Below are 24450 nucleotides of genomic sequence, written 5' to 3' on the forward strand. Positions count from 1 at the left end.
TGTCACGTCAGGCCGCGCCCGCCAAACGCGCGGCCTCCTCGAGATCCACGCTGACCAGACGGCTGACGCCGGGCTCGCGCATGGTGACGCCGCTGAGCTGGTGCGCCGCCTCCATCGTCGCCTTGTTGTGGCTGACGAACAGGAACTGCACTTTCTCGCTCATTTCCTTGACCATCGCCGCCAGGCGGCCGACGTTGGCTTCGTCCAGCGGCGCGTCCACCTCGTCGAGCAGGCAGAACGGCGCCGGGTTGAGCTGGAAGATCGCGAACACCAGCGCCACCGCGGTCATCGCCTTCTCGCCGCCGGACAGCAGCGAGATGCTGGACACGCGCTTGCCCGGGGGCCGCGCCATGATCGCCACGCCAGTGTCCAGCAAGTCCTCGCCGGTCAGCTCCAGATACGCGTGGCCGCCGCCGAACAGGCGCGGATACAGCGCCTGCACGCCGGAGTTGACCCGGTCGAAGGTGTCCTTGAAGCGGCCGCGGGTCTCGCGGTCGATCTTGCGGATGGCGTCTTCCAGGGTTTCCAGCGCGGTGTTCAGGTCGACGTCCTGCGCTTCCAGGTACTCGGCGCGCTGCGCGGCCTCGCCGTACTCGCTGATCGCCGCCAGGTTGACCGGCTCCAGCCGGCGCATGCGCGCATCGATCTGCTGTACCGCCTGCTCCCACTCCGCCGGATCGGCGTGCTCGGGCAGGCTGTTGATCACGTCCTCGAGCACGAAGCCGGCCTTGACCACCGCCGCCGACAGCTGCTCGGCGCTGAGCACCAGCGCCTGCTGGTCGAGCCGGCGCTGGGCGATGCGCTCGCGCTGGGCCAGCGCCTGTTCGTCGCGCTGCTGGCGGGTCTGCTCCAGCGCGCGCAGTTCGTTGTCGATGCCGTCCAGCAGCGCACGCGCCTCGCCGAGCGCGCGGTCGGTGCGCACGCGCTCGCTCAGCGCGGCCTGGTGCTCGGCCTCCAGGGCCAGCACCGGCGAGTCGCCCTCGTTCAACTGCGCGCTGAGTTCGCCCAGGCGCGCGTCCAGCTGCCCGCGCTGGTTGCCCATGCGCTCCAGCGCCTGGCTCAGCGAGGCGATCTGGGTGCGCTGCGACTCCAGGGTCAGGGCCAATGCATGCGAGGCCTCGCGCACCCGCCGCGCGGCGTCGCGGGCCAGGTCGCGGGCCTCGGTGAGCTGGCGGCGCTCGCTTTCCAGCGCATGCCGCACCGACTCCAGGTCGCCCATGCTGGTGACCGCGTCCTCCAGCTTGGAGCGTGCCTCGCGCGCCTGCTCGCGGCTGCTGTCCAGGGTTTCCAGCAGTTGCGCGACCTCCAGCTCGATGCGCTCGATGCGGGTGCGCGCGGCGTCGACCTTGCCCTGCTGGCTCTGCAACTGCCCGGCCAGTTCTGAGGCGCTACGGTGCGCCTGGTACAGCTGGCGCTGCGCGTCCTCGCGCTGCTGCTCGCCGGCCAGCAACTGCGCGCGCAGCTCGCCCAGGCGGTGTTCGAGGTCGGCCTCGCGTTCCTGCAGCGTCTCGATCTGGCCGCGCAGGCTCTGGATCTCGCGCTCGCGCAGCAGCGCGCCCTGCTTGGCCGCACCGGAGCGCGACACCCGCAGCCAGCCCTGGCCCAGGCGCGCGCCATCGCGGGTGACGATGGAATCGCCCTCGCCCAACTGCGGCAGCAGCGCCCGCGCTGCATTCAAGTCCTCGGCCGCATGCAGTCGCGCCAGCAGCCGGCGAATCGCAATCGGGCCCTGCACCTTGGCCGCGAGCGAGGTCGGCGCGAAGGTCTCGGCCGCCTCGGCGCCGCTGACCAGGGCGATGCGGCCTTCGCCGAGTTCGCCAAGGGCGTCGACCAGGGTTTCCGGCGCCTCCACCAGCACACCTTCGATCAACTGCCCGAGCGCACCTTCGACCGCGTTCTCCCAGCCGCTCTCCACGCTGAGCCGCTCGCCGACGCGCGCCGCCGAGTCCAGCCCGCGCGCCTGCAGCCAGGCCACCGCCGCACCCTGCTCCTGGCCGAGCGCGGCCTGCTGCAGGGTTTCCAGCGACGACAGCCGGCCGCGCGCGGCCTGCGCCTGCTTGCGCACGTCGGCCAGTTCGGCCTGCGCGCTGCGCTGCTGGTCCTGCAGCGCCGCCACCGCCTGCTTGCGCGCCTCGACCTGCTCGGTCAGTCCATCCAGCGCGGCGCGCTGGGTCTCATGCTGCAGTTCCAGTTGCGCGAACGCCTCGGCCAGCGCGTCCAGGTCCAGCCCGGCGCGCTCGGCGACCAGCGCCTCGCGGCGGCGCTCGGCTTCCAGCGACTGCCGGTCCAGGTAATCGACGCGGGTCCGCTCCACTTCGCCGGCGCGCGAGGCTTCGGCAGTGTTGCGCTGATGCGATTCCCAGCGCTGCTGCCAGTCGGCCAGGCGGGCCTCGGCCTCGCGCAGCGCTTCCTGCTTGTATTCGTTGTCTTCCTGCAGTTGCTCCAGCTGCGGGCCGGCCACGTCGACCGATTCGCGCAACAGCGCCAGCTTGGCCTCGTCGGTGCCGATATGCTGCCCGAGCTCGGCCAGTGCCAGCTGCGCCTCGTCGCGCGCCTTGTGCAGGCGCTGCGACAGATCGCGCTGGTGCTGGATCTGCTGTTCGATCCGGGCCAGGGTGCTGCCGACCTTGTAGACCTCGGCCTGCGCGGTGCTCAGCGCCTCGGCGGCCTCCTCGCGACGCACGCGGCCGGTCTCGATGCGCGCCTCGGCATCGCGCTGCTCGGCGATCAGCTGCTGCAGGCGCGTCTCTTCCTGGCCCAGCGCCTCGCGCAGGCCCTGCAGGCGCCCGTCCAGGCCGCGGTACTCCAGCGCCTTCCATTGCGCGTCCTTGATCCGCCGCTCTTCCTGCAGCGCCTGGTACTGCTCGGCCTGGCGCGCCTGCCGCTTGAGGTGCTCGAGCTGCTTGCCGATCTCCTCGCGCAGGTCGCCCAGACGCTCCAGGTTCTCGCGGGTGTGGCGGATGCGGGTCTCGGTCTCCTTGCGCCGCTCCTTGTACTTGGAGATGCCGGCGGCCTCCTCCAGGTACACGCGCAGGTCCTCCGGGCGCGCTTCGATGATCTGGCTGATCATGCCCTGCTCGATGATCGAGTAGCTGCGCGGGCCCAGGCCGGTGCCCAGGAACAGGTCGGTGATGTCGCGGCGCCGGCACTTGGTGCCGTTGAGGTAGTAGCTGCTGCTGCCGTCGCGGCTGACCTGGCGCTTGACCGAGATCTCGTTGAACGAGGCGTACTCGCCGGCGATGGTGTGATCGGAGTTGTCGAAGATCAGTTCCACCGTGGCCTGCGACACCGGCTTGCGCGCCGAGGAGCCGGAGAAGATCACGTCGGTCAGCGAATCGCCGCGCAACCGGCTGGCCGAACTTTCGCCCATCACCCAGCGCACCGCGTCGATGATGTTCGACTTGCCGCAGCCGTTCGGACCGACGATGCCGGTCATGTTGGTCGGCAGGTGCAGCGTGGTCGGATCGACGAAGGACTTGAAGCCGGACAGCTTGATGGTCGACAGGCGCATGGTGCGGGCAATCCATGGCAGGCGCCGCCGGCATTCCGAGCTGCGCTGCCGCTAATGAAGATCCAGGTGAGGTCCTGCTTCCAACCCATTGATGCGGCTACACCACCGGGTCGACATCGGACACGAGTCGCTGAGTATAGCGGCCCCCGAGCGGCGCCGGGGCCGCCTGCGCCGGGGGGCGCCGATGCGACGGCGGTCGCACATGCAGGCGACCGCCCCCGCCAGCCATGCCAGCCAGGGCCGCACGACCCGCCGACGGCGGCGCCGGTCGGCGAAAACGACACGGGCACCTTGCGGTGCCCGTGTCGGTACAGCGATGACGCAGGGATCAGGCGTCGGCTTCGACCACGACCTTGACCGTGGTTTCCACGTCGGCGTGCAGGCGCACCAGCACCTCGTACTCGCCGATGTTGCGGAACGCACCTTCGCCCAGCACCACTTCGCCCTTCTCCAGCGGCAGGCCGGCGGCGGTGAAGGCCTCGGCGATGTCGCGCGGGCCGACCGAGCCGTACAGCTTGCCTTCGGTCGACGCGTTGGCCTTGACGGTCACGCTGGCGCCTTCCAGCTTGGCGGCACGGGCTTCGGCGTCGTCGTGGATCGACTTGGCCTTGGCTTCGTACTCGGCGCGCTTGGCTTCGAACTCGGCGATGTTGGCGGCGGTGGCCGGCACGGCCTTGCCCTGCGGCACCAGGTAGTTGCGGCCGTAGCCCGGCTTGACGTCGACCTTGTCGCCGAGGCCGCCCAGGTTGGTCACTTTCTGCAGAAGAATCAATTGCATGGTCTTGCTCCGTTATTCGTTAGCGCACGCCCCGAAGGCGCCCGCAACGCTTGCTGTCCGAATAGGAGAAGCCGGGATTGGGGATTGGGGAATCGGGATTTGCGCCCCGATCGGCACCGCATTCTTTGATCGCCAGACTTCGGTTGAATGCCCGCACCGGGAGGTGCGGGCGGTGTTGCGTTCCGGGAAACCCGGAATCAAACGTCGTGGTTGTCCGTGTACGGGATCAGCGCCAGGAAACGCGCGCGCTTGACCGCCGTGGCCAGCTGGCGCTGGTACTTGGACTTGGTGCCGGTCACGCGGCTCGGCACGATCTTGCCGTTCTCGGTGAGGTACTGGCGCAGGGTGTTGAGATCCTTGTAGTCGATCTCCTTGACGCCCTCGGCGGTGAACTTGCAGAACTTGCGACGACGGAAGAACTTGGACATGAGCGTGCTCCTTAGGCGGCTTCGGCGGCGTCGCCGTCGGTTTCGGTGGCGGCGGCGGGCGCATCGCCCTCTTCGTCGTCGCGACGACGGCGCTCACCGCGCTCGGGCTTGTCGGCCTTCTCGTCCTTGCTCTTCATGATCAGCGACTGCTCGGTGTCGGGACCGTCGCGCTTGATCACCAGGTGGCGCAGCACCGCGTCGTTGAAGCGGAAGCTCTCGACCAGCTCGCTCAGCACGGCCTGGTCCACTTCGATGTTCAGCATGACGTAGTGGGCCTTCACCAGGTTCTGGATCGGGTACGCCAGCTGGCGGCGGCCCCAGTCTTCCAGACGGTGGATGGTGCCCTTGCCGTTCTCGACCAGCGACTTGTAGCGCTCGATCATGGCCGGGACCTGCTCGCTCTGGTCCGGGTGGACCAGGAACACGATTTCGTAATGACGACTCATGGTGTTTACCTTTCGGATGTGGCCTTGCGGCCGGACAGCCCCCCGCGGTGATGACGGCGGTGGGGCAAGGACTCCTGCCAGGAAGGCAGGAAGCCGCACATTATGGCGTAGAAGGGCCGCCGCGGACAAGGTGCCGGGGCTGGAGGCGGGATGATGTCCTGGCTTGCTAAAGCCGGGACCCGGGGCCCGGGACCCGTAAACCCTGACTAGCCGGCCTTTTCATAGCGAAATGCCCAGGCCCAACAGCACCGGCAAGGGCATCCGGCACCGTTCTTCCGGGTCCCGAGCCCCGGGTCCCGGGTCCCGGCTTCTCACCCCATATCGACATGCAGCCGATGCTGACCGCACTGCAGGCAACGGAACAGACAGCCGACCAGCATGCCGTCGCGGGACAGGCGCGCCAGCAGCCAGTCCGTGTCGCGCGGGGTGACCTCGGCGATGTCGGGCATGACCTCGTCCAGGATCGGGTCCAGATCGTCACGCCCGGCATAGCCCAGGAAGGCGCAGGGCCGGTCGCAATGGCTCAGCCACACCGGCTGCTGCCAGGCCGAATAGCCCGGGGTGCGCGTGCAGATCTCCTGCAGCAGCGCTGCATTGATCGCCGGCGGTGGGTCGCCCGGATCGGACGAGACGCCCTCGATCTCGGTCCAGCCGGTGAACTCGCCCTCGAAGCGGGCCGCGGCGCGGCCATCGGCGATGCACCAGGGACACAGGAACTGCGGGCCATCGCCAGCGCAGTAGAACGGCCCCCGGTAGCGCCATGCACGGGTTTCGCCGCAGCAGTCGCACACGCCGTCTTCCTGCGCGAAGCACAGCGCATAGGCGTTGGGGTGATGAAGGAACTGAGGCAGCTGCATGGAAACCGATACCACGCTGCCCTGCGCCCTCGAGGAAGGCGCCGCCGGGCGGAGCGGCGACGCTCAGGGCGCGCCGGCGTGCGCGGCGTCGGTGGTGAAGCTCTCGCCGCAGCCGCACTCGGCGGTGGCATTGGGGTTGCGGAACACGAAGGTCTCGCCCAGGCCCTGCTTGGCGAAGTCGATCTCGGTGCCGTCCACCAGCGGCAGGCTGGTCGCATCGACATAGATACGCACACCGTCCTGCTCGAACACCGCATCGTCCGGACGCGCCTCGCGCGCCAGGTCGGTGACGTGGCCCCAACCCGAGCAGCCGGTGCGCTCGACTCCGAAACGCAAGCCCAGCGCGCCAGGCGTCTGCGCGACGAAGCGCTGCACGCGGGCGTGGGCGACGGGGGTGAGACGGATGGTCATGACGAACGACTCCGGCGACTGCGAGCGGACATTATAGGAAGGACGGCGACCGATCGCCGCATGCCTCGCAAGCGCTGCGCTCCAGCCAGTACACTTGCCCCTTCCATATCGAGTCGCTGCGGCGAGGATTCAAGTCATGACGGTGGTGAGCGTTGCACATGCGCTGGCGGGGAAGATCCCGGAAGGCGGCGAAGTCACGGTGCGGGGATGGGTGCGCACGCTGCGCGGATCTGCCGGACTGGCTTTCATCAATGTGAGCGACGGCTCCTGCTTCGCCCCGATCCAGGTGGTGGCCACCGATGCCCTGCCCAACTTCGATGAGGTCAAGCGGCTCACCGGCAGTTGCTCGCTGATCGCCAAGGGCGTGCTGGTGAAATCGCAGGGCAAGGGCCAGTCGTACGAGATCCAGGCCAGCGCGGTCGAGGTGGTGGGCTGGGTCGAGGACCCGCTGACCTACCCGATCCAGCCCAAGCCGATGTCGCCGGAGTTCCTGCGCGAGGTCGCGCACCTGCGCCCGCGCACCAACCTGTTCGGCGCGGTGACGCGCATCCGCAACTGCCTGGCGCAGGCGGTGCACCGCTATTTCCACCAGAACGGCTACAACTGGATCAGCACGCCGATCATCACCACCTCCGACGCCGAAGGCGCCGGGCAGATGTTCCGCGTCTCCACCCTGGACATGGCCAACCTGCCGCGCGACGCGCAGGGCCAGGTCGACTTCGGCCGCGACTTCTTCGGCAAGGAGACCTTCCTGACCGTGTCAGGCCAGCTCAACGTCGAGGCCTACTGCCTGGCGCTCAGCAAGGTCTACACCTTCGGCCCCACCTTCCGCGCCGAGAACAGCCACACCACCCGCCACCTGGCCGAGTTCTGGATGATCGAGCCGGAGATCGCCTTCGCCGACCTGGCCGAGGATGCGCGCGTGGCCGAGGACTTCCTCAAGTATCTGTTTCGTGCGGTGCTGGACGAGCGTGCCGACGACCTGGCGTTCATCGCCGAGCGCGTGGACAAGACCGCGATCAGCAAGCTGGAGACCTTCATCAACTCGCCGTTCGAGCGCATCGAGTACAGCGACGCGATCGGCCTGCTGCAGAAGTCGGGGCAGAAGTTCGAATTCCCGGTGGAATGGGGCCTGGACCTGCAGACCGAGCACGAGCGCTGGCTGACCGAGCAGCACGTGGGCCGCCCGGTGGTGGTGACCAACTACCCCGAGCACATCAAGGCCTTCTACATGCGCCTGAACGACGACGGCAAGACCGTGGCGGCGATGGACGTGCTGGCCCCCGGCATTGGCGAGATCATCGGCGGCAGCCAGCGCGAGGAGCGCCTGGATGTGCTCGACGCGCGCATGCAGCAGTTCGGCCTGGATCCGCAGCACTACGGCTGGTACCGCGATTTCCGCCGCTACGGCACGGTGCCGCACGCCGGCTTCGGCCTGGGCTTCGAGCGGCTGGTGGTGTACGTGTGCGGGCTGAGCAACATCCGCGACGCCATCCCCTACCCGCGCGCGCCAGGCAGCGCCGAGTTCTGAGCATGGCCAGGGAGCGCGCGCCATGATCCTGTTCTTCGCGCTGTGCTTCGTCGGCGTGGCGATCGCCGGGGCCAGCGCGTTCCTGATCTTCTGGCCGCTGACCCTGGTGCACATCCGCGACCGTCATCCGCCGCTGGTGGCGGCGTTCGGGCCGGGCGCCTTCCTCAAGCCGGTCGCGCTCGGCTGGCTGCTGGCGCGGCGCTACCGCCCGCTGGGCGACCGCGGGCTCTCCGGGTTGGCGACGCCGGCCTGGCTGTCGCTGATGACCATCTTCTTCGGCCTGGGCATGGCCGCCCTGCTCTGGCTGCTTTCCCTGGTGATCCCATGACTTCAGTTTCTCCCGCCCACGATCAGTGGTACCTGGCCAGTCTCGGCCGCCTGCTGGTGTGGGCGCGCCTGCGCGTGCGCGCCGCCGGCACCGCCGAGGTGCTGGACAGCGACGGCAACACCCTCAGCTACGACAGCGAGGACACCGCCCGCGCGGCGCTGTTCGATGCCGAGTTCGTCGCCTTCGATGGCCTGGACGAGGACGATGCGCGGGCGCGCGGCTTCTCGTTGGGCGAGGTGTCGCCGCCGCAGGCCGACGACGACGCCGGCCTGCGCGGGCGCATGACCCAGACCCTGGGCGCGCGCGCCTGATCCTGCTGCGATGCATGTTCCGCCCGCCTTCGCCGAACACGACCTGGGCGCGCTCGACGCGCTGATCGCGGACCACCCGTTCGCCACCCTGGTCACCGTCGCCGACGGCCTGCCCTGCGCCACGCCGTTGCCGGTGCTGTACCGGCGCGACGGCGAACGCATCCTGGTCGAAGGCCATTGGTCGCGGGCCAACCCGCAGGCGCGGCACGCCGGGCCGGCCTTGCTGATCGTGCACGGCCCACACGCCTACATCTCGCCGGGCTGGTATCCGGACAAGGAAGCGATGGCGCGGGTGCCGACCTGGAACTACGCCACCGCGCACCTGCACGGGCAGCTGCAGCCCAGCGACGACGAGACCGTGCTGGCCGATGTGGTGGCGCGGCTGAGCGAACGCCACGAGCGTACGCTGGGCAGCGACTGGCGCTACGAGCCGGACAACGACGCGCACCGGCGCCAGTTGCGCGGCATCGTCGGTTTCCGCTTCCAGGTCGAGCGGATCGAGCTGAAGTTCAAGCTCAGCCAGAACCATCCGCCGGCGAACCAGGCCGCGGTGCGCGAAGCGCTGCAGGACCAGGCCGATGCCGGCGCGCAGGCCGTCGCGGCGCTGATGCGCGCGCGACGTCCGGACTGAATCACGCCGACACGCAACACGGCTGACGCGATGTCGTGCGTGGTCACATGGCTGCACGCGGCGCCCCACCGCCTCACCCGCAACGGCTGGCCGGTCCCTGCCGGTCGTGCTCGGCACGGCGGGCACTGGCTCGCCCTCCTTCCAGCGGCGACAGGCCTTCGCGGATCGCATAGCGGGTCAATTGCGCGATGCTCTGCATGCCCAGCTTGAGCATGATGTGCTCGCGATGGGTGCCGATGGTCTTGACGCTGATGTGCAGGCGCGCGGCGATCTCCTTGGTCGACAACCCCTCGGACAGCAACTGCACGATCTCGCGTTCGCGCGAGGTCAACAGGGTGTAGGCGGAGACGGCGTCGCCGGGCGGACAGCGGTACTCGCTGACCAGGGACTGCGACAGTTGCGGACTGATGTACAACTGGTCGTTGCCGACCTGCTGGATCGCGCGCAGCAATTCATGGAAGGTGCTGTTGCGCGCCAGGTAGCCCTTGGCGCCGGCGTCGATGGCCGCGCGCACATTGGCCGCGGCATCGGACGCGGCGATGCAGATCGCCTTGCTGCGCGGGCTGCGCTGCAGCAGCCGGCGGGTGGCCTCGATGCCGTTGAGGCCAGGCAGCATCACGTCCATCAGCACGACGTCCGGCTGCCGTCGGGTCACCAGTTGCACGCACTCCAGTCCATCGACCGCATGGCCGACCACGTCGATGTCCGGCGTGTTGTTCAACAGGGCCACCATGCCCTCCAGCACGATGCTGCGTTCGGCGGCAATCACGATACGTGTGTTCATTCTCTACCTGTGTTGGCAATGGAACTCCCAACGCGCGACCGCGCGGCAACCCGCGTCCGCTGCAGTGCGACGCGCCCCTTTTTTTTCAACCGATGCGACAGCGCTGAACCTGCGCTTGCGTTACGTCCTCAGCTTGTCACGCCGTGCCATGGCGGCCATCGGCTTCAGGCTGATATGGATGGCGACGACGGCTGAACTTGTGCGGATTGCCGCATTAGTCTCGGTTTGTAGACAGAATCCCGTGCTAGGGCGCGCACGCTGTGACGCAGAACGAAGTCCTGCGCTGACGAACGATGGTGGGACGCCGGCGTTGCGCCGGCATGCTCACTCCGCAGCAGCGGTTGGCGGCGGTGGTGGCGGCAACCGGGCGGCCTCCACCTGCAGCATGGCGCGGGCGAACTCGGCGAGCCGCTGCTGGATCGCGGCCGGCGGCGTGCCGGCCTCGATCGACTGCTGCAAGGTCATCAACTGCGCGGCCAGCTCGCCCTGCCAGCGCATGCGCTCGGTGTCGTTGCTGGCGCGCTGCACTTCCAGCGACGCCTGCGCCTGCGCCGAGGTGTCGCCACGCACCAGTGTCTCCATCAAATCGACCAGGCGTTGCAGCAGACGGTACACCGCGGTGGCGGAGAAGCCGCCCAGCATCGCCAGGGTCGGCTTGCCGAAACTGCGCATGCTGCCGCTTTCGAACAGATCCGGCGGCAGCACTTCGACCAGGATCAGCCCGGCGATCAGGCCCAGGATCATGCGCGCGCCGTAGGACGCGTCGTACTTGGGGTCGTAGCTGGCGTCGGCGACGTAGCGGTGCACCTGGAACAGCGAGGAGAACGAGGCCCCCAGGCCGGCGCAGAACAGCAGGAACAGCGCGTTCCACAGCAGCACGCTGCCCGAGGAATCCAGGAACCCCAGGCGCACATTGTCCGCGCTGACCTTGCTGGACAGGGCCGTCGCCACCACCGCGAACAGGAACAGCAGCGAGGTCGCGGTCAGTGCGCGCACCAGCGGCAGCGGGCCGAGCAGGGTCGCCCAGTGCGGGCGGCGACGTTCGGCATCGAGCAGGAACACCGCCTGCGGCGTCGCCGGGCGGATCAGTTGCGCCAGTCGCCGGTGGGTGACCGCCAGTTCGTGCGAGTGCACCTCGATCTCGCCGCCATCGGCGTCCGGCACGCGGGCGCCCAACAGTGCCGACAGGCGGGCGATCAACTCCGGCGGCACCGCCATGCCGTGTTCCAGCGCATAGCGCGCCATCGCTTCGCACTCGGCGCGCAACTGCGGCAGGATGCCCGGCGGCGGCAGCCGCGGCCCGGCCCGGCGGGCCGCGATCAGCCGGCGCCACGCGGCGCCGGCCAGCGTCTTGATCCAGACGAGGTTCATCGCACGACTCCTGGGCGGAAACGAGGGCCGGCGCGTCCGCGCGACGGATTACGGGCTGGCGGGGGCGCGTTCCAATAGCGCGCTGTCCCGACGCATCCCGGCGCGGTCCAGGGTCTGCAGTTCGAGCTTGCCGTCCGGCCTGGCGCGCAGGGTCAGTTGGCCGTCGCTCAGGAGATCGCAATAACCGCCACGGGCGATATCCAGCGAATACACCGACGTTCCTTCGCGCATGCCGGCGTAAGAGGCCTGCACTCCGCACTCGCGTGGCGCGCCGTAGCGCAGCTGCACCATGGGTTTGCCCGGTGCCTGCGGCGTCGCGGCGACGCTCAGGTCCACGGCAACGTCCCGATCGCCGCGCTCGGGGTGCGCCATCCCGCGCCACTTGCCCTGCAACGGGCTGGGCTGGCCCGGATCGCCATGCAGCACCACCGGCAGGTCCTTGCCGTCGACCGTCAAGCGCAGGTCGTCGCCACTGCGCTGCACGCGCAATTGCTTGCTCATCAGCTTGTCGCAATAGGCGCCGCCGTTGATCGAGTCCAGCGCGAAGCCAGCGCCCGCCTCCGGCCTCACCAGCAGCGCGCAGTTGAGCGGCGAGCCGAACATCAGCCTGGCCTTGCCGTCGCGCTGGACCAGGCGCACCGCCACCAGGCGCTGCGCGTCCAGCGTCATGCTGCCGTTCCACTCGCCGGGCGGCAGCGCTTCGGCGTTGGCCGCGGCAGTCGGGGCGGCAGGCGTGGGCACCTGCGGCGCGGCGCCGGCGGCGGCGGACGGCATGGCCAGGCACAGCGCCAGCCAGAACGGGAAACGCGCAACACCACGCGAACGGATACGCATGCGACTCTCCTGTTGGATATGAAGGAAAACGATGTGCACGGTCAGGACAGACCGAACCGGATCAGCGCCAGGACGGCCGCCACCAGGCACAGTACGGCAAGCAGCCACAGCGCCCGGCGTCGACGCCGGCGCAGCCGTTGCGCGCGGGCCAGCGAGCGCAGGTCGATGTGCAGTTCTCGGCACCACAGGTCGGTGTCGTGCCGGGACAGGATGAAGCCGTGTCTACGCATGTGCGGTCTCCTGGGCGGGATCGTGCGGAGCGGGCGCATCGGACAGATGCCACAGCTTCAGCCGCTGGCCATCGAACAGCACCTCGCCGACCGGGGTATGGGTGCCGCGGAACAGGATCTGCAAGCGGTGGCCGGGCCGCCGTGGCCGGCGCGGCTGCACCTGCAGCAGCAGGCGCGGCGCCTCGTTCGGTGCGTCCATTACGTCCAGTTCGACGTCGAAGGCCAGGGCCAGTTCGCCGATCTGCGGCAACTGCCATGCACGCAGCTCCCACAACGGGATCTGCAGCGACGGCGGCTCGGCCGCGTCCGTCTCCACCTGCAGCGTCTCGCCCGCGCCGAAACACGCGCGCAATGCCTGTGCGTGACGCGCGCGGCAGCGCCGCTGCGCATCCAGCAAGGCCGCCGACAGCCCCTGCAGGAACAGGTCGAATTCGCAACGCAGCCTGGCCATCAGTCGTCCTTCAGCCAGCCGGGCTTGCGCGGGAAGCCTACGTGGTAGCACAGCCACTGCATCACCACCTGGTGCTCGCCGATCTGCAGCACGGCGAAATTCTTTTCGGTGCCGATGATCGCGCCCTTCGGCGAATCGCTCAGGCAGCGGTTGAGCAAGGCCCGTGCCGCCTCGATCTGCTCGGGCGACTGCATCTGCGTCGGGTTGTCGCTACCGACCACGACCCGCTTGACGAACTTGACTTCGGTAAGGTCGAACATCGTTGACGAGTCCCCCGACGAGATGGTTCAACAGGCCGCTATGGACTTACGCGGCGACCGGCACCGGCGCGCCGACCTTGCGCGGCGCCACCGAGCTCTGCAGGATGTCCATCACCCGCGCCAGCCCTTCCGGCATGCCCTTGTCGGCGGCGTGCACGGCGACGTGGTACTTGGCCGAGTTGTCGGAGCTGCGCGTGTTTTCCTTGTGCGTGGCGACCGAACCCTGGATGTGCACCTTGGCCTTGAACATGCCCCAGCCGAATTCCATGTCCGCCGACAGCGACGCCGAGGCATCGGTGGAGGACTTCTCGGAGAAGGACGACTTCACTTCCATGTCGAAGGTGATGTCCACGGTCTGGATGCTCAGGCTGGGCACGTTGACGATGGCCAGCAGCGGCACTTCCAGTTCGACCTCCTCCTCGGCGATGCCGCCGGCGGTGGTCGGGTCGTCGACCGGCCGCTTGAAGCGGAAGCTGGCGGTGCGGGTGGCGCCGGTCGCCTGCGGATCGTTGCCGCCGGCATCGGGCGGCAGAAAGCCGATGACGCGGATGAAATCGGCGGTGGCGCGGGCCAGCTTGACCTGCGCGTCGCAGGCCGCATCCAGCGGGCCGCCGATCAGGTCGCCCATCGGCAGACCCTTGAATTGACTTGACATGTTGACGAGTTCGTCAGCCATTGCAGTGACTCCTTAGTTGGTGGGATTGGTTACATCGTCCGTGCCCGCGACGTCCGGCTTGTCGGCCGTGACCGTCTTGAACACGCCCTGCGTCTGCGCCAGATGGTTGAGCAATCTGGCCGCTCCGTCAGTCGGTTCGGTCCCCTCCACGCGCAGCACGACGTGGACGGCACTCTGGCGCTGGCTCCGCGCGCTGGCGCTGGTATCCACGCGCACGCTGGAACGGGTGGCGGTGCGCTTGGCCTGCCAGGCCGCTTTCGGGCCGGGCGGCTCCGGCGCGAAGAAGCCGTCGGCCGACTGCAGGCCGCCGAGGTCGCCGAGCTGCGCATCGAAGCTGATCTCCACGTCCTTGATCCGCAGCACGTTGGTCGAGACCAGCGGCAACAGCGGCGCGCGGTAGTAGTCCTCGTCGCCTTCGGCGGCCTGCGGATGCTGCGACGGCAGGCGGATGATCACGCTCTTGGGCCGGTGGAACTCGTCGAAGTAGTCGCCGAGGTTGGCCATCTGGTGCTGCTCGATGCGGTCCTGCGCCTCGATCACCGCGCCGGCCAGCGCCTCGATCAGGTCGTTCAATGCGGTCGGTCCAGCCATGGTCGCTCCTGGGGAAAGAAGGCCGCCGTCGGCGACGGCGGCGGATCGGCGGCATGCGCCGCACGCGCGCTCAGCTCAGGTCGGGAAAGGAATCGGTGCGCGCCAGCCAGCCCTTGAGGAACTTGGCCAGCGGCGGCCTGGCCGCGACCAGGCGCTGGTAGTAATCGCGCCGGCCCTGCTTGTAGCGCGCGTACAGATCGCGCTGGTCCGCCGCCTTCAGCGCGGCCAGGGTGGCCGGGCCGAGCTTGCCGTCCTCCGGCAGCTTCAGCGCCGCGGTCTGCGCGTTGAGCACGCGCTGCAGCAGCTTGATGGCGTTGTTGCCGGCATTGACCTGGAAGTCGAACAGGATGTTGGCCAGCGGCTGCAGCGCGATCTCGTCGCCGTGCACCGCATTCCAGTAGCAGGTCTTGTAGATCACCCCGGCCTGCGCGTCGGTGAGCACACGCAGGTTGTCCAGGGTCGGCTCCAGTTGCAGCAGGCTCTTGGCGTAAACCCGGAACGTCGCCAGGGTGATGCCCTTGTTGGTGGCGCCGCCCGGGTCCACCGGATCGTTGACGAAGCCGCCCTCGTGCTTGAGCAGGGTCGGAAAGAATGCGTTGAAGTCGGCCATGGGATCCTCCGCTGGTGCCCGTGGTGGGCGTGGAGGAAGTCTGCGCAGCGGGCCGCACCGGCGGGATCGGCAAAAGCCCGATCCGGCGGCGCCTGCGCACTGAGCCGCCGCGGTCGTCGTGAGCGCCGGCTGCGCGCGGGCGGCGGGGTTCTGGAATAATGCCGGGCTATGAGCAAAATCGCGCAACTCCTGGACAACAACCGCTCCTGGTCCGAACGCATCAATCGCGAGGATCCCGAGTTCTTCAGCCGTCTGTCCACGCAACAGACCCCCGAATACCTGTGGATCGGGTGTTCCGATTCGCGGGTGCCGGCGAACCAGATCATCGACATGGCGCCGGGCGAGGTGTTCGTCCACCGCAACATCGCCAACGTGGTCGTGCACACCGACCTCAACTGCCTGTCGGTGATCCAGTTCGCGGTCGAGGTGCTGAAGGTGCGGCACATCCTGGTGGTCGGCCACTACGGCTGCGGCGGCGTGCACGCCGGCCTGACCCGCGCGCGGCTGGGCCTGGTCGACAACTGGATCCGCCACGTCACCGACGTGGCCGAGAAGCACGAGCACTGCCTGCAGCAGGCCGGCGAGCTCAACGTGCAGCATGCGCGCCTGTGCGAGCTCAACGTCCTCGAGCAGGTGGTCAACGTCAGCCGCACTTCGATCGTGCTCGACGCCTGGGCGCGCGGCCAGGAACTGACCGTGCACGGCTGGGTCTACAGCCTGCGCGACGGCCGCGTGCACGACCTGGGCATGGAACTGGACCGCATCGACGACCTGGCGCCGCGCTACGATGCGGCCCTGGCGCGCATCAGCCAGGACCGCGAGGACCGCTGAGCGGCGCGCCGCCCAGCCCTCTCCGTCAAGGATCGCGCATGCTCCCCGGCCCGCTCAACCTGCACGCCTGGATCGACGCCCACCGGCACCTGCTGAAGCCGCCGGTGGGCAACAAGTGCATCCACGCCGGCGACTTCATCGTGATGGTGGTCGGCGGGCCGAACGCGCGCAGCGACTACCACTACGACGAAGGCCCGGAGTGGTTCTACCAGCTCGAAGGCGAGATGGTGCTGAAGATCCAGGAGGACGGCGCGGTGCGCGAGATCCCGATCCGCGCCGGCGAGACCTTCCTGCTGCCGCCGAAGGTGCCGCACTCGCCGCAGCGCGGACCGGCGTCGGTCGGCCTGGTGATCGAGCGGCGCCGCCTGCCGCACGAACAGGACGGCCTGCTGTGGTTCTGCGAACGCTGCAACCATCTGCTGTACGAAGCCTACTTCCCGCTGCAGAACATCGAGACCGACTTCCCGCCGGTGTTCGCGCGGTTCTACGGCTCCGAGTCACTGCGCACCTGCGCCCGCTGCGGCCACGTGCATCCGCGGCCGGCGGCTGCGGACGCGCGGTGACCGCCCTGCGCCCGCGTCATTGCGGATCGCGATGCTGCGCAGCCTGATCGCGCTCAAACCGCGCGACGTGCCGGTGCGCGTGGCCCTGCGCAACACCGCCGCGGTGGTCGCGCCGCTGGCGCTGGGCGTGGCCACCGGCCATGCCGAACTGGGCCTGGCGATGTCCACCGGCGCGCTCAACACCATGTTCTCCGACCAGCCCGGCCCGTACCGGGCGCGGATGCAGCGCATGCTGATGGCGGCGCTGGCGGCCGGCGTCGCCGCGCTGCTCGGCATGCTGATCGGCGCGCATACCGTGGCGCTGGCGCTGTGTGCGCTGCTGCTCGGTCTGGGCGGCGGCCTGCTGGTGGCGCTGGGTCCGGTGGCGGCGCGGGTCGGGCTGACCAGCATGATCCTGCTGGTGGTCAGCGCCGACGTGGGCCTGCCGCCCCTGCAGAGCGTGGGCGTGGCCGCGCTGATCTTCGCCGGCGGCGTGCTGCAGATGCTGATGGCGCTGGCAGCGTGGCCGCTGCAGCGCTACCGCCCGGAGCGCTTCGCCCTGGCCGACCTGATGCGGCAACTGGCCGGCCTCGCCCGGCAGCGGCCGAGCGCGGCCGCGGCGCCGCCGGCCACCGAGGCGGTGCTGGAGGCCATGGTGATGCTGCACGGCGAACACCGCTCGCGCGGACGCGCGGTGCAGGCGTTCCGGGTCATCGCCGAGCTGTGCGAACGTGCGCGGCTGGAACTGCTGACCCTGGCCGACCTGCATGGGCGTCTGGAGGCCGCATCGCCCGCGCGGCTGCCGATCGAACGCGTGCTCGAACGCAGCGCGGTGGTGCTGGACCAGCTCGCGCATGCGCTGGACGGCGCCGAGGACCCCGACGCCGCCAACGACTCGATGACCGGCTTCGACGATCTCATCGACGCGCTGGCGCAGGTGCAGGCGCAGGCCGAGGACACGCGCGAACGCCGCCTGCTGCGCATCGCCGTGGCGCGCGTGCAGGGCCTGGGCGGCCAGTTGCGTGCGCTGGTGCGCAACGGCCGCTGGGCCAGCAGCCGCGGCGAGATCCAGGCCGAACTGGCCGAAGCGCGGCTGCCGGCGGCACTGCGCCCGCTGGCTCCGCTGCAGACGTTGCGGGCGAACCTGAACCTGTCTTCGGTGGCATTCCGCCACGCCTTGCGCTGCGGCGTGTGCCTGGCGCTGGCGGTGCTGTTCGCCCGCTGGCAGGCGATCCCGCACGGCTACTGGATCCCGATGACCACCGCGATCGTGCTCAAGCCGGATTTCGGCGGCACCCTCAGCTTCGGCGCACTGCGCGTGGCCGGCACCTTGGCCGGGCTGCTACTGGCCACCGTGCTGGCGCACTTCGTGATGGACGGGGCGGTGGTGCGGCTGCTGTTGCTGACCGTGTTCTGCCTGGGTTTCCGTCTGCTGACCCAGGTCAACTACGGGCTCGGTGTGGCCTGCCTGACCGGCATGCTGGTGCTGTTGCTGTCGTTCGAGGGCATGGCGCCGGGCGAGGCGATCGGCGAGCGCATCCAGGCCACCCTGCTCGGCAGCGCACTGGCACTGACCGCCTACGCGCTGTGGCCGACCTGGGAACGCAAGCACATCCGGGCGATCCTGGCGCAGTTGCTGCTCGCCCACCGCGACCATCTCGACGCGGTGCTGGCCGGACGCCTGCAGGCGCTGCCGGAGACCCGCGCGGCCTCGCGCACCGCCCGCACCAATGCGCAGGCCTCGATCGAACGCCTGCGTGGCGAGCCGCGGCGCAAGCGCAACCTGCGCGAACTGACCCTGGCCGAATCGGTGCTGGCCAACGGCAACCGGCTGATCCGCGCCTCGCTGGCACTGGAGGCGGTGCTGCGCGATGCGCCGCCGCTGCCGCCACTGCCGGAACTGCAGCAGTTCCGGGAGCAGGCGCATGCCGCGCTGACCGAGTTGGCCGAGAGCCTGCGCACCGGTACGGCGCCCCCGCAGGCCAGCCTGCGCGCGGACGAGCGGCGTCTGGCGGAGGCGCTGGCCGCACAGCCGCAGGACGGCAGCGACGGCGGCGCCCTGGCCGCGCTGGCCGACACCAGCGACCGTGTCGCCGACAGCATCGGCACCCTTGCCCACCTGATCCGTAGTGCACTGCTGCCGGCCGCGGCCGCCGCGAAGGAACCGCCGCCGGTGGGCGTGCAGCGCAGCGGGTGAAGGCGCAAGCATGTACTGGGGAACCGGAAGCGCCGGCAGTACCCGCCAGCGCCACGCTGCCGCACAGTCACCTCACCTCGTCCCACACCCTCTAGACTCTCGCCCTGCTTTCAGGAACCCACGCCGATGAACGAGATCCTGTCCCGCCAGCACGCCATCGCCCTCGACGCCGCCGATCCGCTGCGCGCCCTGCGCCAGGAGTTCCTGTTCCCGCAGCACCAGGGCGCCGACCAGGCCTACTTCGTCGGCAACTCGCTGGGCCTGCAGCCGCGCGGCGCACGCGCCGCGGTGCAGGAGGTGCTGGACAAGTGGTCGTCGCTGGCGGTGGAAGGCCATTTCAACGGCGACACCCAGTGGATGACCTACCACGAGCTGCTGGCCGCGCCGCTGGCGCGGCTGGTCGGCGCGCATCCGCACGAAGTGGTGGCGATGAACACGCTGACGGTGAACCTGCACCTGCTCATGGTCAGCTTCTACCGGCCCACCCGCGAGCGCCCGGCGATCCTGATCGAGGCCGGCGCGTTCCCCTCCGACCAGCACGCGGTGGCCTCGCAGATCCGCTTCCACGGCTTCGACCCGGCCACCGACCTGATCGAAGTGCAGCCCGACGGCGCCGACGGCACCGTGTCGCTGGCGGCGATCGAGCGCGCCATCGCCGAGCACGGCCCGCGCCTGGCGCTGGTGCTGTGGCCGGGCGTGCAGTACCGCACCGGCCAGGCCTTCGACCTGGCCGCGGTGGCGCGGCTGGCGCGCGCGGCCGGCGCTGCGGTCGGCTTCGACCTGGCCCATGCCATCGGCAACGTGCCGCTGCACCTGCACGATGCCGCGCCGGACTTCGCGGTGTGGTGCCACTACAAGTACCTCAACGCCGGCCCCGGCGCGGTCGCCGGCGCCTTCGTGCACGAGCGCCACGGCCACGGCGACACGCCGCGCTTCGCCGGCTGGTGGGGCCACGACAAGCGTACCCGCTTCCGCATGGCGCCCGAGTTCGTCGCCGCGCCCGGCGCCGACGGCTGGCAGCTGAGCAATCCGCCGATCCTGAGCATGGCCCCGCTGCGCGCCTCACTGGACCTGTTCGAGCGGGCGGGGCTGGATGCGCTGCGGCAGAAATCGCAGCAGCTCACCGGCTACCTGGAGACGCTGATCCGCGCCCGACTGGCCGACACCCTGCAGATCATCACCCCGTCCGACCCGGCGCAACGCGGCGGCCAGCTGTCGCTACGCGTGGCCGGTGGCCGCGAACGCGGCCGCGCCCTGTTCGAGTACCTGCAATCGGTCGGCGTGCTCGGCGACTGGCGCGAGCCGGACGTGATCCGGATCAGCCCGGTGCCGCTGTACAACCGCTACCGCGACGTCTACCGCTTCGTCGAGGAAGTGGAAACCTGGGCAGGGGTCTGACCCGCCTTTTTCGCGTGGCGGCCTGCCGCGCTTTCCGGACACCGCATTGAACGCATCCCCCCGCAGCATCACCCTGATCGGCGCCGGCCTGGCCGGCTCCCTGCTCGCCATCCTGCTCTCGCGCCAGGGCTGGCGGGTCACCGTCTATGAACGCCGCGGCGACCCGCGCGTGCACGATTACGAGCGCGGCCGCTCGATCAACCTGGCCCTGGCCGAACGCGGCCTGCACGTGCTGCGCCAGGCCGGCGCCGATGCCGCGGTGATGGCCAAGGCGGTGATGATGCGCGGGCGCATGGTGCATTTCGCCGACGGCCACCAGCAGTTGCAGCGCTATGGACGCGACGACAGCGAGGTGATCTGGTCGGTACACCGCAACGACCTCAACATCACCCTGCTGCAGCTGGCCGAGCAGGCCGGCGCGCGCATCCACTTCTACCGGCGCCTGCACACCGTGGATTTCGACGCCGGCTACGCGCGCTTCATCGACGACCGCGACGACCAGCCGCACGACATCCGCTTCGACAGCATGATCGGCGCCGACGGCGCCGGCTCGGCGCTGCGCGCGGCGATGCAGCGCAAGGCGCCGATGGCCGAGCACATCGAGTTCCTCGACCATTCCTACAAGGAGCTGGAGATCCCGCCCAGCGCCAACGGCGGCTTCCGCATCGAAGCCAACGCGCTGCACATCTGGCCGCGCGGGCACTACATGTGCATCGCCCTGCCCAACCACGAAGGCACCTTCACCGTCACCCTGTTCCTGCCCAACAAGGGCGAGCCCAGCTTCGCCACCGTGCGCAGCGGCGAAGAGGCGCTGGCGCTGTTCGCGCGCGATTTCGCCGATGCGCTGCCGCTGATGCCGCAACTGGCCGAGCATTGGGAGCAGCACCCGCCGGGCCTGCTCGGCACGCTGCGCCTGGAGCGCTGGCACCTGGACGGCCGCGCGGTGCTGCTGGGCGACGCCGCGCACGCGATGGTGCCGTTCCACGGGCAAGGCATGAACTGCGCGTTCGAGGATTGCGCGGCGCTGGCCGCGCACCTGCAGCGCGAGCCGGACCTGGCGCGCGCCTATGCCGCCTTCGAGGCCGAGCGCAAGCCCAACGCCGGCGCGATCCAGCAGATGGCGCTGGAGAACTACGTGGAAATGCGCGACCGCGTCGGCGACGCCGGCTTCCTGCTGCAGCGTGAACTCGGCCAGGCCCTGCAGGCGCGGCACCCCACCCGCTTCGTGCCGCACTACACCATGGTCACCTTCCTGCGCACGCCATACGCGCAGGCGCTGGAACGCAGCGAAGTGCAGCGCGACATCCTGGTCCAGGCCACGCAGGGCCACAGCGATCTGTCGCGGATCGACTGGAACTGGCTGGAGCGCATCGTGCACGCACGGCTGGCGCCGCTGGAGGGGGCGCATTGATTCGGCATACCCTATCCGGGTGCCCGGTCTTCTGTAAGAGCGGCTTCAGCCGCGATGGACATTCCCGGTAACGCCCGTCGCGGCTGAAGCCGCTCCTACACAAGCCAAGCACTGCCACGCTCCGCTCCGCGCCTGCCTTGCCCGCCCCATTCGACTCTTCATGCCAGACAGCTTCCTCTTCTACGACCTGGAAACCTTCGGCGCCGATCCGCGGCGCACGCGCATCGCGCAGTTCGCCGCGGTGCGCACCGATGCCGAACTGAACGTGATCGAGGAGCCGATCAGTTTCTTCGTCAAGCCGGCCGACGACCTGCTGCCTTCGCCGGTCGCCACCCTGATCACCGGCATCACTCCGCAGCAGGCCTTGCGCGAGGGCGTCAGCGAAGCGGAGGCGTTCGCGCGCATCGCCGAGCAGATGGCACGGCCGCAGACCTGCACGCTGGGCTACAACTCGCTGCGCTTCGACGACGAGTTCGTACGCCACGGCCTGTTCCGCAATTTCTACGATCCCTACGAACGCGAGTGGCGCAACGGCAACTCGCGCTGGGACCTGCTGGACATGTTGCGGCTGATGCACGCGCTGCGCCCGGAGGGCATCGTCTGGCCGCAGCGCGAGGACGGCGCCACCTCGTTCAAGCTGGAGCAACTGGCCCTGGCCAACGGCGTGCGCGATGGCGATGCGCACGAGGCGCTGTCCGACGTCTACGCCACCATCGGCATGGCCCGGCACTTCCGCCGCAGCCAGCCGCGGCTGTGGGAGTACGCGCTGAAACTGCGCGACAAGCGCTTCTGCGGCGGCCTGCTGGACGCGGTGGCGATGCAGCCGGTGCTGCACGTGTCGATGCGCTATCCGGCCGCGCGCCTGTGCGCAGCGCCCGTGCTGCCGCTGGCGCGGCATCCGCGCATCGACAGCCGGGTGCTGGTGTTCGACCTGGAAGGCGACATCGAGCCGCTGCTGCGCTATTCGCCGGAACAGATCGCCGACCGCCTGTACACCCCGCAGGCCGACCTGCCCGAGGGCGAACAGCGCATCCCGCTCAAGGAAGTGCATCTGAACAAGGCGCCGGCGCTGGTCGCCTGGGCGCACCTGCGCGAGGCGGATTTCGCCCGGCTGCGGCTGGACCCGGCGCAGCTCCTGGCCAAGGCCGCACGCCTGCGCGAGGCCGGCCCGGCGCTGGCGGAGAAGGTGCGGCGGGTGTTCGCCAGCGAGCGCGCCGCGGTACCGGCCGATGTCGATGCCTCACTGTACGACGGCTTCCTGGCCGATGGCGACAAGCGCGCGATGGCGCAGGTCCGCGCCACCCCGTCGGCGCAGCTGGCCGCGCTGGAGGGCCAGTTCCGCGACCCGCGCCTGCCCGAGTTGCTGTTCCGCTACCGCGCGCGCAATTGGCCGCAGAGCCTGTCCATCGTCGAGCAGGCGCGCTGGGACGACTACCGGCGGCAGCGCCTGCAGCAGGACAGCGCCCTGTCCGAACTGAGCTTCGACGGCTTCTACGCGGAGCTGGCCGGTTTACGCCTGGCTCACCCGCAGGATGCTACCAAGCAAGCCCTGCTCGACCAGTTGGCCGCCTGGGGCCACGACCTGCAACGCAGCCTATGACCAGCTATTTCAGCGACGCCAGCTTCAAGTTCCTGCGTGCCCTGGCGCGGCACAACGACAAGGCCTGGTTCAACGACAACCGGCACAAGTACGAAGAACATGTGCGCCAGCCGTTTCTGCGCCTGATCACCGATCTGCAGCCGGACCTGGCCCAGGTCAGCGAGCACTTCCGTGCCGATCCGCGTGGCGTCGGCGGCTCGCTGTTCCGCATCCACCGCGACGCGCGCTTCTCCCACGACAAGTCGCCGTACAAGACCTGGCAGGGGGCACGCCTGTTCCACGAACGGCGCAAGCAGGTGCCGGCGCCCTCGTTCTACATCCACCTGCAGCCGGGCGAGAGCTTCGTCGGCGCCGGGCTGTGGCATCCGGAACCGGACACGCAGCGCAAGGTGCGCCAGTTCATCTTCGACAATCCCGGCAGCTGGAAGGCCGCCGCGCATGCGCCGGCGCTGCGCCGCCGCTTCGATTTCGAGGAAAGCGAGATGCTGGTGCGGCCGCCGCGCGGCTTCCCGGCCGACTTCGACTACATCGACGACCTCAAGCACAAGAACTGGGTGTTCTGGCGCCAGCTCGACGACGCGACCATGACCGGCCCGCGGCTGCGCACGCAGATCGCCGCCGACCTGCAGACGCTGGGTCCGTTCGTGGACTATCTGTGCGCGGCGCTGGACCTGGAATTCTAGAGAGGCAACGTTCCCTGCAGGAGCGGCTTCAGCCGCGACAGACATCACCGGTCACGCGTCGCGGCTGAAGCCGCTCCTACAGAACGCCCACACGCGCAAGGAGACATGCGATGAAGAAATGGCTGGCCTTGCTGTTCCTCGCCCTGCTTGCCCTCGGCGGCTATGTCGTCGCCGGGCCGTACCTGGCCATCCGCGGCATCGACCAGGCGCTGCGCGAGCGCGATGCCGCGGCGCTGGAGCGCTACGTCGATTTCCCCACCCTGCGGGTCAACCTCAAGGCCCAGGTGGACGACGCGCTGGTGCGGCGCGCCGGACCCGACCTGCAGTCCAGCCTGTTCGGCGGCGCACTGCTGTCGCTGGCCGGCGGCCTCGGCGGCATGAGCGTGGACGCGATGGTCACCCCGGCCGGCATCGGCGCGCTGATGCAGGGCGATGCGTTGTGGAAACGCGCCAGCGGCGACACCGTCGGTGGCGACACCTACGCCGCGCCGCGCCCGCCGCAACCGCTGCGCCAGGCCGAACACCGCTTCGAATCGACCACGCGCTTCGTCGCCACGGTGCACACGGCCGATGGCACCGCGGTGCCCTTCGTGTTCACCCGCGAGGGCCTGCAGTGGAAGCTCAGTAACATTCTCCTGCCGTTGTAGGCGATGGTGCGCGTGGCAAGGCGTCTCGGCTGAGCCGCCAAGGTCACGTCAGGCTGCGAGCAGGCGACGCCTCCTTTAGAAACGCATTCAGAGCACCTCCAA

The 24450-nt window shown here is 69.5% G+C and carries 27 protein-coding genes; 12 read left to right on the forward strand and 15 right to left on the reverse strand.

Annotation, left to right across the window (positions count from 1 at the left end; all coding sequences use genetic code 11):
- Positions 1–7 precede the first annotated feature (7 nt).
- From smc to GGR71_RS13535, 6 genes are all read right to left on the reverse strand, one after another.
- Positions 8–3511, reverse strand: a complete 3504-nt coding sequence (smc, locus tag GGR71_RS13510; RefSeq protein WP_160960245.1) for a chromosome segregation protein SMC — start codon at positions 3509–3511, stop codon at positions 8–10.
- A gap of 328 nt (positions 3512–3839) precedes the next feature.
- Positions 3840–4289 carry a 50S ribosomal protein L9 gene (gene rplI / locus GGR71_RS13515; RefSeq protein ID WP_048492024.1) on the reverse strand — a complete coding sequence of 150 codons (450 nt, stop codon included), beginning with the start codon at positions 4287–4289 and terminating at the stop codon, positions 3840–3842.
- A 197-nt stretch (positions 4290–4486) separates the two neighbouring features.
- Positions 4487–4717, reverse strand: coding sequence for a 30S ribosomal protein S18 (rpsR, locus tag GGR71_RS13520; RefSeq protein ID WP_002804494.1), 231 nt, complete (start codon positions 4715–4717; stop codon positions 4487–4489).
- 11 nt (positions 4718–4728) lie between these two features.
- Positions 4729–5163, reverse strand: a complete 435-nt coding sequence (gene rpsF / locus GGR71_RS13525; protein WP_160960247.1) for a 30S ribosomal protein S6 — start codon at positions 5161–5163, stop codon at positions 4729–4731.
- Between the two features lie 311 nt (positions 5164–5474).
- Positions 5475–6020: a CbrC family protein gene (locus tag GGR71_RS13530; protein ID WP_048492023.1), complete on the reverse strand. Its 546-nt coding sequence runs from the start codon at positions 6018–6020 to the stop codon at positions 5475–5477.
- Positions 6021–6083: 63 nt separating this feature from the next.
- Positions 6084–6431 carry a HesB/IscA family protein gene (locus tag GGR71_RS13535; protein WP_048492022.1) on the reverse strand — a complete coding sequence of 116 codons (348 nt, stop codon included), beginning with the start codon at positions 6429–6431 and terminating at the stop codon, positions 6084–6086.
- Between the two features lie 136 nt (positions 6432–6567).
- Between GGR71_RS13535 and asnS the strand changes: the two genes are divergently transcribed.
- Genes asnS through GGR71_RS13555 form a run of 4 tightly spaced genes read left to right on the forward strand, consistent with a single transcriptional unit; the run spans position 6568 to position 9232 of the window.
- A complete protein-coding gene (gene asnS, locus GGR71_RS13540; RefSeq protein ID WP_160960250.1) occupies positions 6568–7962 on the forward strand; it encodes an asparagine--tRNA ligase in 1395 nt (464 codons plus the stop codon).
- A 22-nt stretch (positions 7963–7984) separates the two neighbouring features.
- Complete coding sequence (locus tag GGR71_RS13545) at positions 7985–8290, forward strand: hypothetical protein (RefSeq protein ID WP_017907180.1); 306 nt, start codon at positions 7985–7987, stop codon at positions 8288–8290.
- Positions 8287–8601: a hypothetical protein gene (locus GGR71_RS13550; RefSeq protein WP_160960253.1), complete on the forward strand. Its 315-nt coding sequence runs from the start codon at positions 8287–8289 to the stop codon at positions 8599–8601. The genes GGR71_RS13545 and GGR71_RS13550 overlap by 4 nt, the downstream gene beginning before the upstream one ends.
- A 10-nt stretch (positions 8602–8611) precedes the next feature.
- The gene (locus GGR71_RS13555; protein WP_160960256.1) at positions 8612–9232 is read left to right on the forward strand and encodes an FMN-binding negative transcriptional regulator; all 621 of its coding nucleotides are present in this window, start codon (positions 8612–8614) and stop codon (positions 9230–9232) included.
- A 73-nt stretch (positions 9233–9305) separates the two neighbouring features.
- On the opposite strand, the gene GGR71_RS13560 is transcribed toward GGR71_RS13555, so the two are convergent.
- From GGR71_RS13560 to GGR71_RS13600, 9 genes are all read right to left on the reverse strand, one after another.
- Positions 9306–10016: a response regulator gene (locus GGR71_RS13560; RefSeq protein ID WP_048492018.1), complete on the reverse strand. Its 711-nt coding sequence runs from the start codon at positions 10014–10016 to the stop codon at positions 9306–9308.
- 324 nt (positions 10017–10340) lie between these two features.
- Positions 10341–11261: a hypothetical protein gene (locus tag GGR71_RS13565; protein ID WP_456362625.1), complete on the reverse strand. Its 921-nt coding sequence runs from the start codon at positions 11259–11261 to the stop codon at positions 10341–10343.
- Positions 11262–11435: 174 nt separating this feature from the next.
- A complete protein-coding gene (locus GGR71_RS13570) occupies positions 11436–12221 on the reverse strand; it encodes a hypothetical protein (protein ID WP_160960261.1) in 786 nt (261 codons plus the stop codon).
- A 41-nt stretch (positions 12222–12262) separates the two neighbouring features.
- Entirely contained in the window at positions 12263–12451 is a 189-nt protein-coding gene (locus GGR71_RS13575; protein WP_048492015.1) for a hypothetical protein, read from the reverse strand.
- Positions 12444–12902 carry a hypothetical protein gene (locus tag GGR71_RS13580; protein WP_160960264.1) on the reverse strand — a complete coding sequence of 153 codons (459 nt, stop codon included), beginning with the start codon at positions 12900–12902 and terminating at the stop codon, positions 12444–12446. The genes GGR71_RS13575 and GGR71_RS13580 overlap by 8 nt, the downstream gene beginning before the upstream one ends.
- Positions 12902–13162 (reverse strand): hypothetical protein, encoded by a 261-nt coding sequence (locus GGR71_RS13585; protein WP_048492013.1) that lies wholly within the window; start codon positions 13160–13162, stop codon positions 12902–12904. The genes GGR71_RS13580 and GGR71_RS13585 overlap by 1 nt, the downstream gene beginning before the upstream one ends.
- A gap of 46 nt (positions 13163–13208) precedes the next feature.
- On the reverse strand, positions 13209–13838 hold the full coding sequence (locus GGR71_RS13590; protein ID WP_048492012.1) for a DUF2589 domain-containing protein: 630 nt from the start codon (positions 13836–13838) through the stop codon (positions 13209–13211).
- Positions 13839–13850: 12 nt separating this feature from the next.
- Positions 13851–14429, reverse strand: a complete 579-nt coding sequence (locus GGR71_RS13595; protein ID WP_184452035.1) for a DUF2589 domain-containing protein — start codon at positions 14427–14429, stop codon at positions 13851–13853.
- Between the two features lie 70 nt (positions 14430–14499).
- On the reverse strand, positions 14500–15039 hold the full coding sequence (locus tag GGR71_RS13600; RefSeq protein ID WP_160960267.1) for a glycoside hydrolase family 108 protein: 540 nt from the start codon (positions 15037–15039) through the stop codon (positions 14500–14502).
- 168 nt (positions 15040–15207) lie between these two features.
- On the opposite strand from GGR71_RS13600, the gene can reads away from it, so the two are divergent.
- The 8 genes from can to GGR71_RS13640 all read left to right on the forward strand — a co-directional run bounded on the left by can (position 15208) and on the right by GGR71_RS13640 (position 24348).
- Positions 15208–15870 carry a carbonate dehydratase gene (gene can, locus GGR71_RS13605; RefSeq protein WP_048492009.1) on the forward strand — a complete coding sequence of 221 codons (663 nt, stop codon included), beginning with the start codon at positions 15208–15210 and terminating at the stop codon, positions 15868–15870.
- A 38-nt stretch (positions 15871–15908) separates the two neighbouring features.
- A complete protein-coding gene (locus GGR71_RS13610) occupies positions 15909–16433 on the forward strand; it encodes a 3-hydroxyanthranilate 3,4-dioxygenase (protein ID WP_160960270.1) in 525 nt (174 codons plus the stop codon).
- Positions 16434–16464: 31 nt separating this feature from the next.
- A complete protein-coding gene (locus GGR71_RS13615) occupies positions 16465–18609 on the forward strand; it encodes an FUSC family protein (RefSeq protein WP_160960273.1) in 2145 nt (714 codons plus the stop codon).
- Positions 18610–18735: 126 nt separating this feature from the next.
- The gene (gene kynU / locus GGR71_RS13620) at positions 18736–20007 is read left to right on the forward strand and encodes a kynureninase (protein ID WP_160960276.1); all 1272 of its coding nucleotides are present in this window, start codon (positions 18736–18738) and stop codon (positions 20005–20007) included.
- A gap of 46 nt (positions 20008–20053) precedes the next feature.
- Positions 20054–21418, forward strand: a complete 1365-nt coding sequence (locus tag GGR71_RS13625; RefSeq protein ID WP_160960278.1) for an FAD-dependent oxidoreductase — start codon at positions 20054–20056, stop codon at positions 21416–21418.
- A 160-nt stretch (positions 21419–21578) separates the two neighbouring features.
- The gene (gene sbcB / locus GGR71_RS13630; protein WP_160960281.1) at positions 21579–23018 is read left to right on the forward strand and encodes an exodeoxyribonuclease I; all 1440 of its coding nucleotides are present in this window, start codon (positions 21579–21581) and stop codon (positions 23016–23018) included.
- Entirely contained in the window at positions 23015–23701 is a 687-nt protein-coding gene (locus tag GGR71_RS13635) for a DUF2461 domain-containing protein (protein ID WP_160960284.1), read from the forward strand. Before sbcB ends, GGR71_RS13635 begins: the two co-directional genes overlap by 4 nt.
- 110 nt (positions 23702–23811) lie before the next feature.
- Positions 23812–24348: a DUF2939 domain-containing protein gene (locus GGR71_RS13640; protein ID WP_160960287.1), complete on the forward strand. Its 537-nt coding sequence runs from the start codon at positions 23812–23814 to the stop codon at positions 24346–24348.
- Positions 24349–24450: the final 102 nt, after the last annotated feature.

Source organism: Xanthomonas sp. F1 (genome assembly GCF_014199855.1).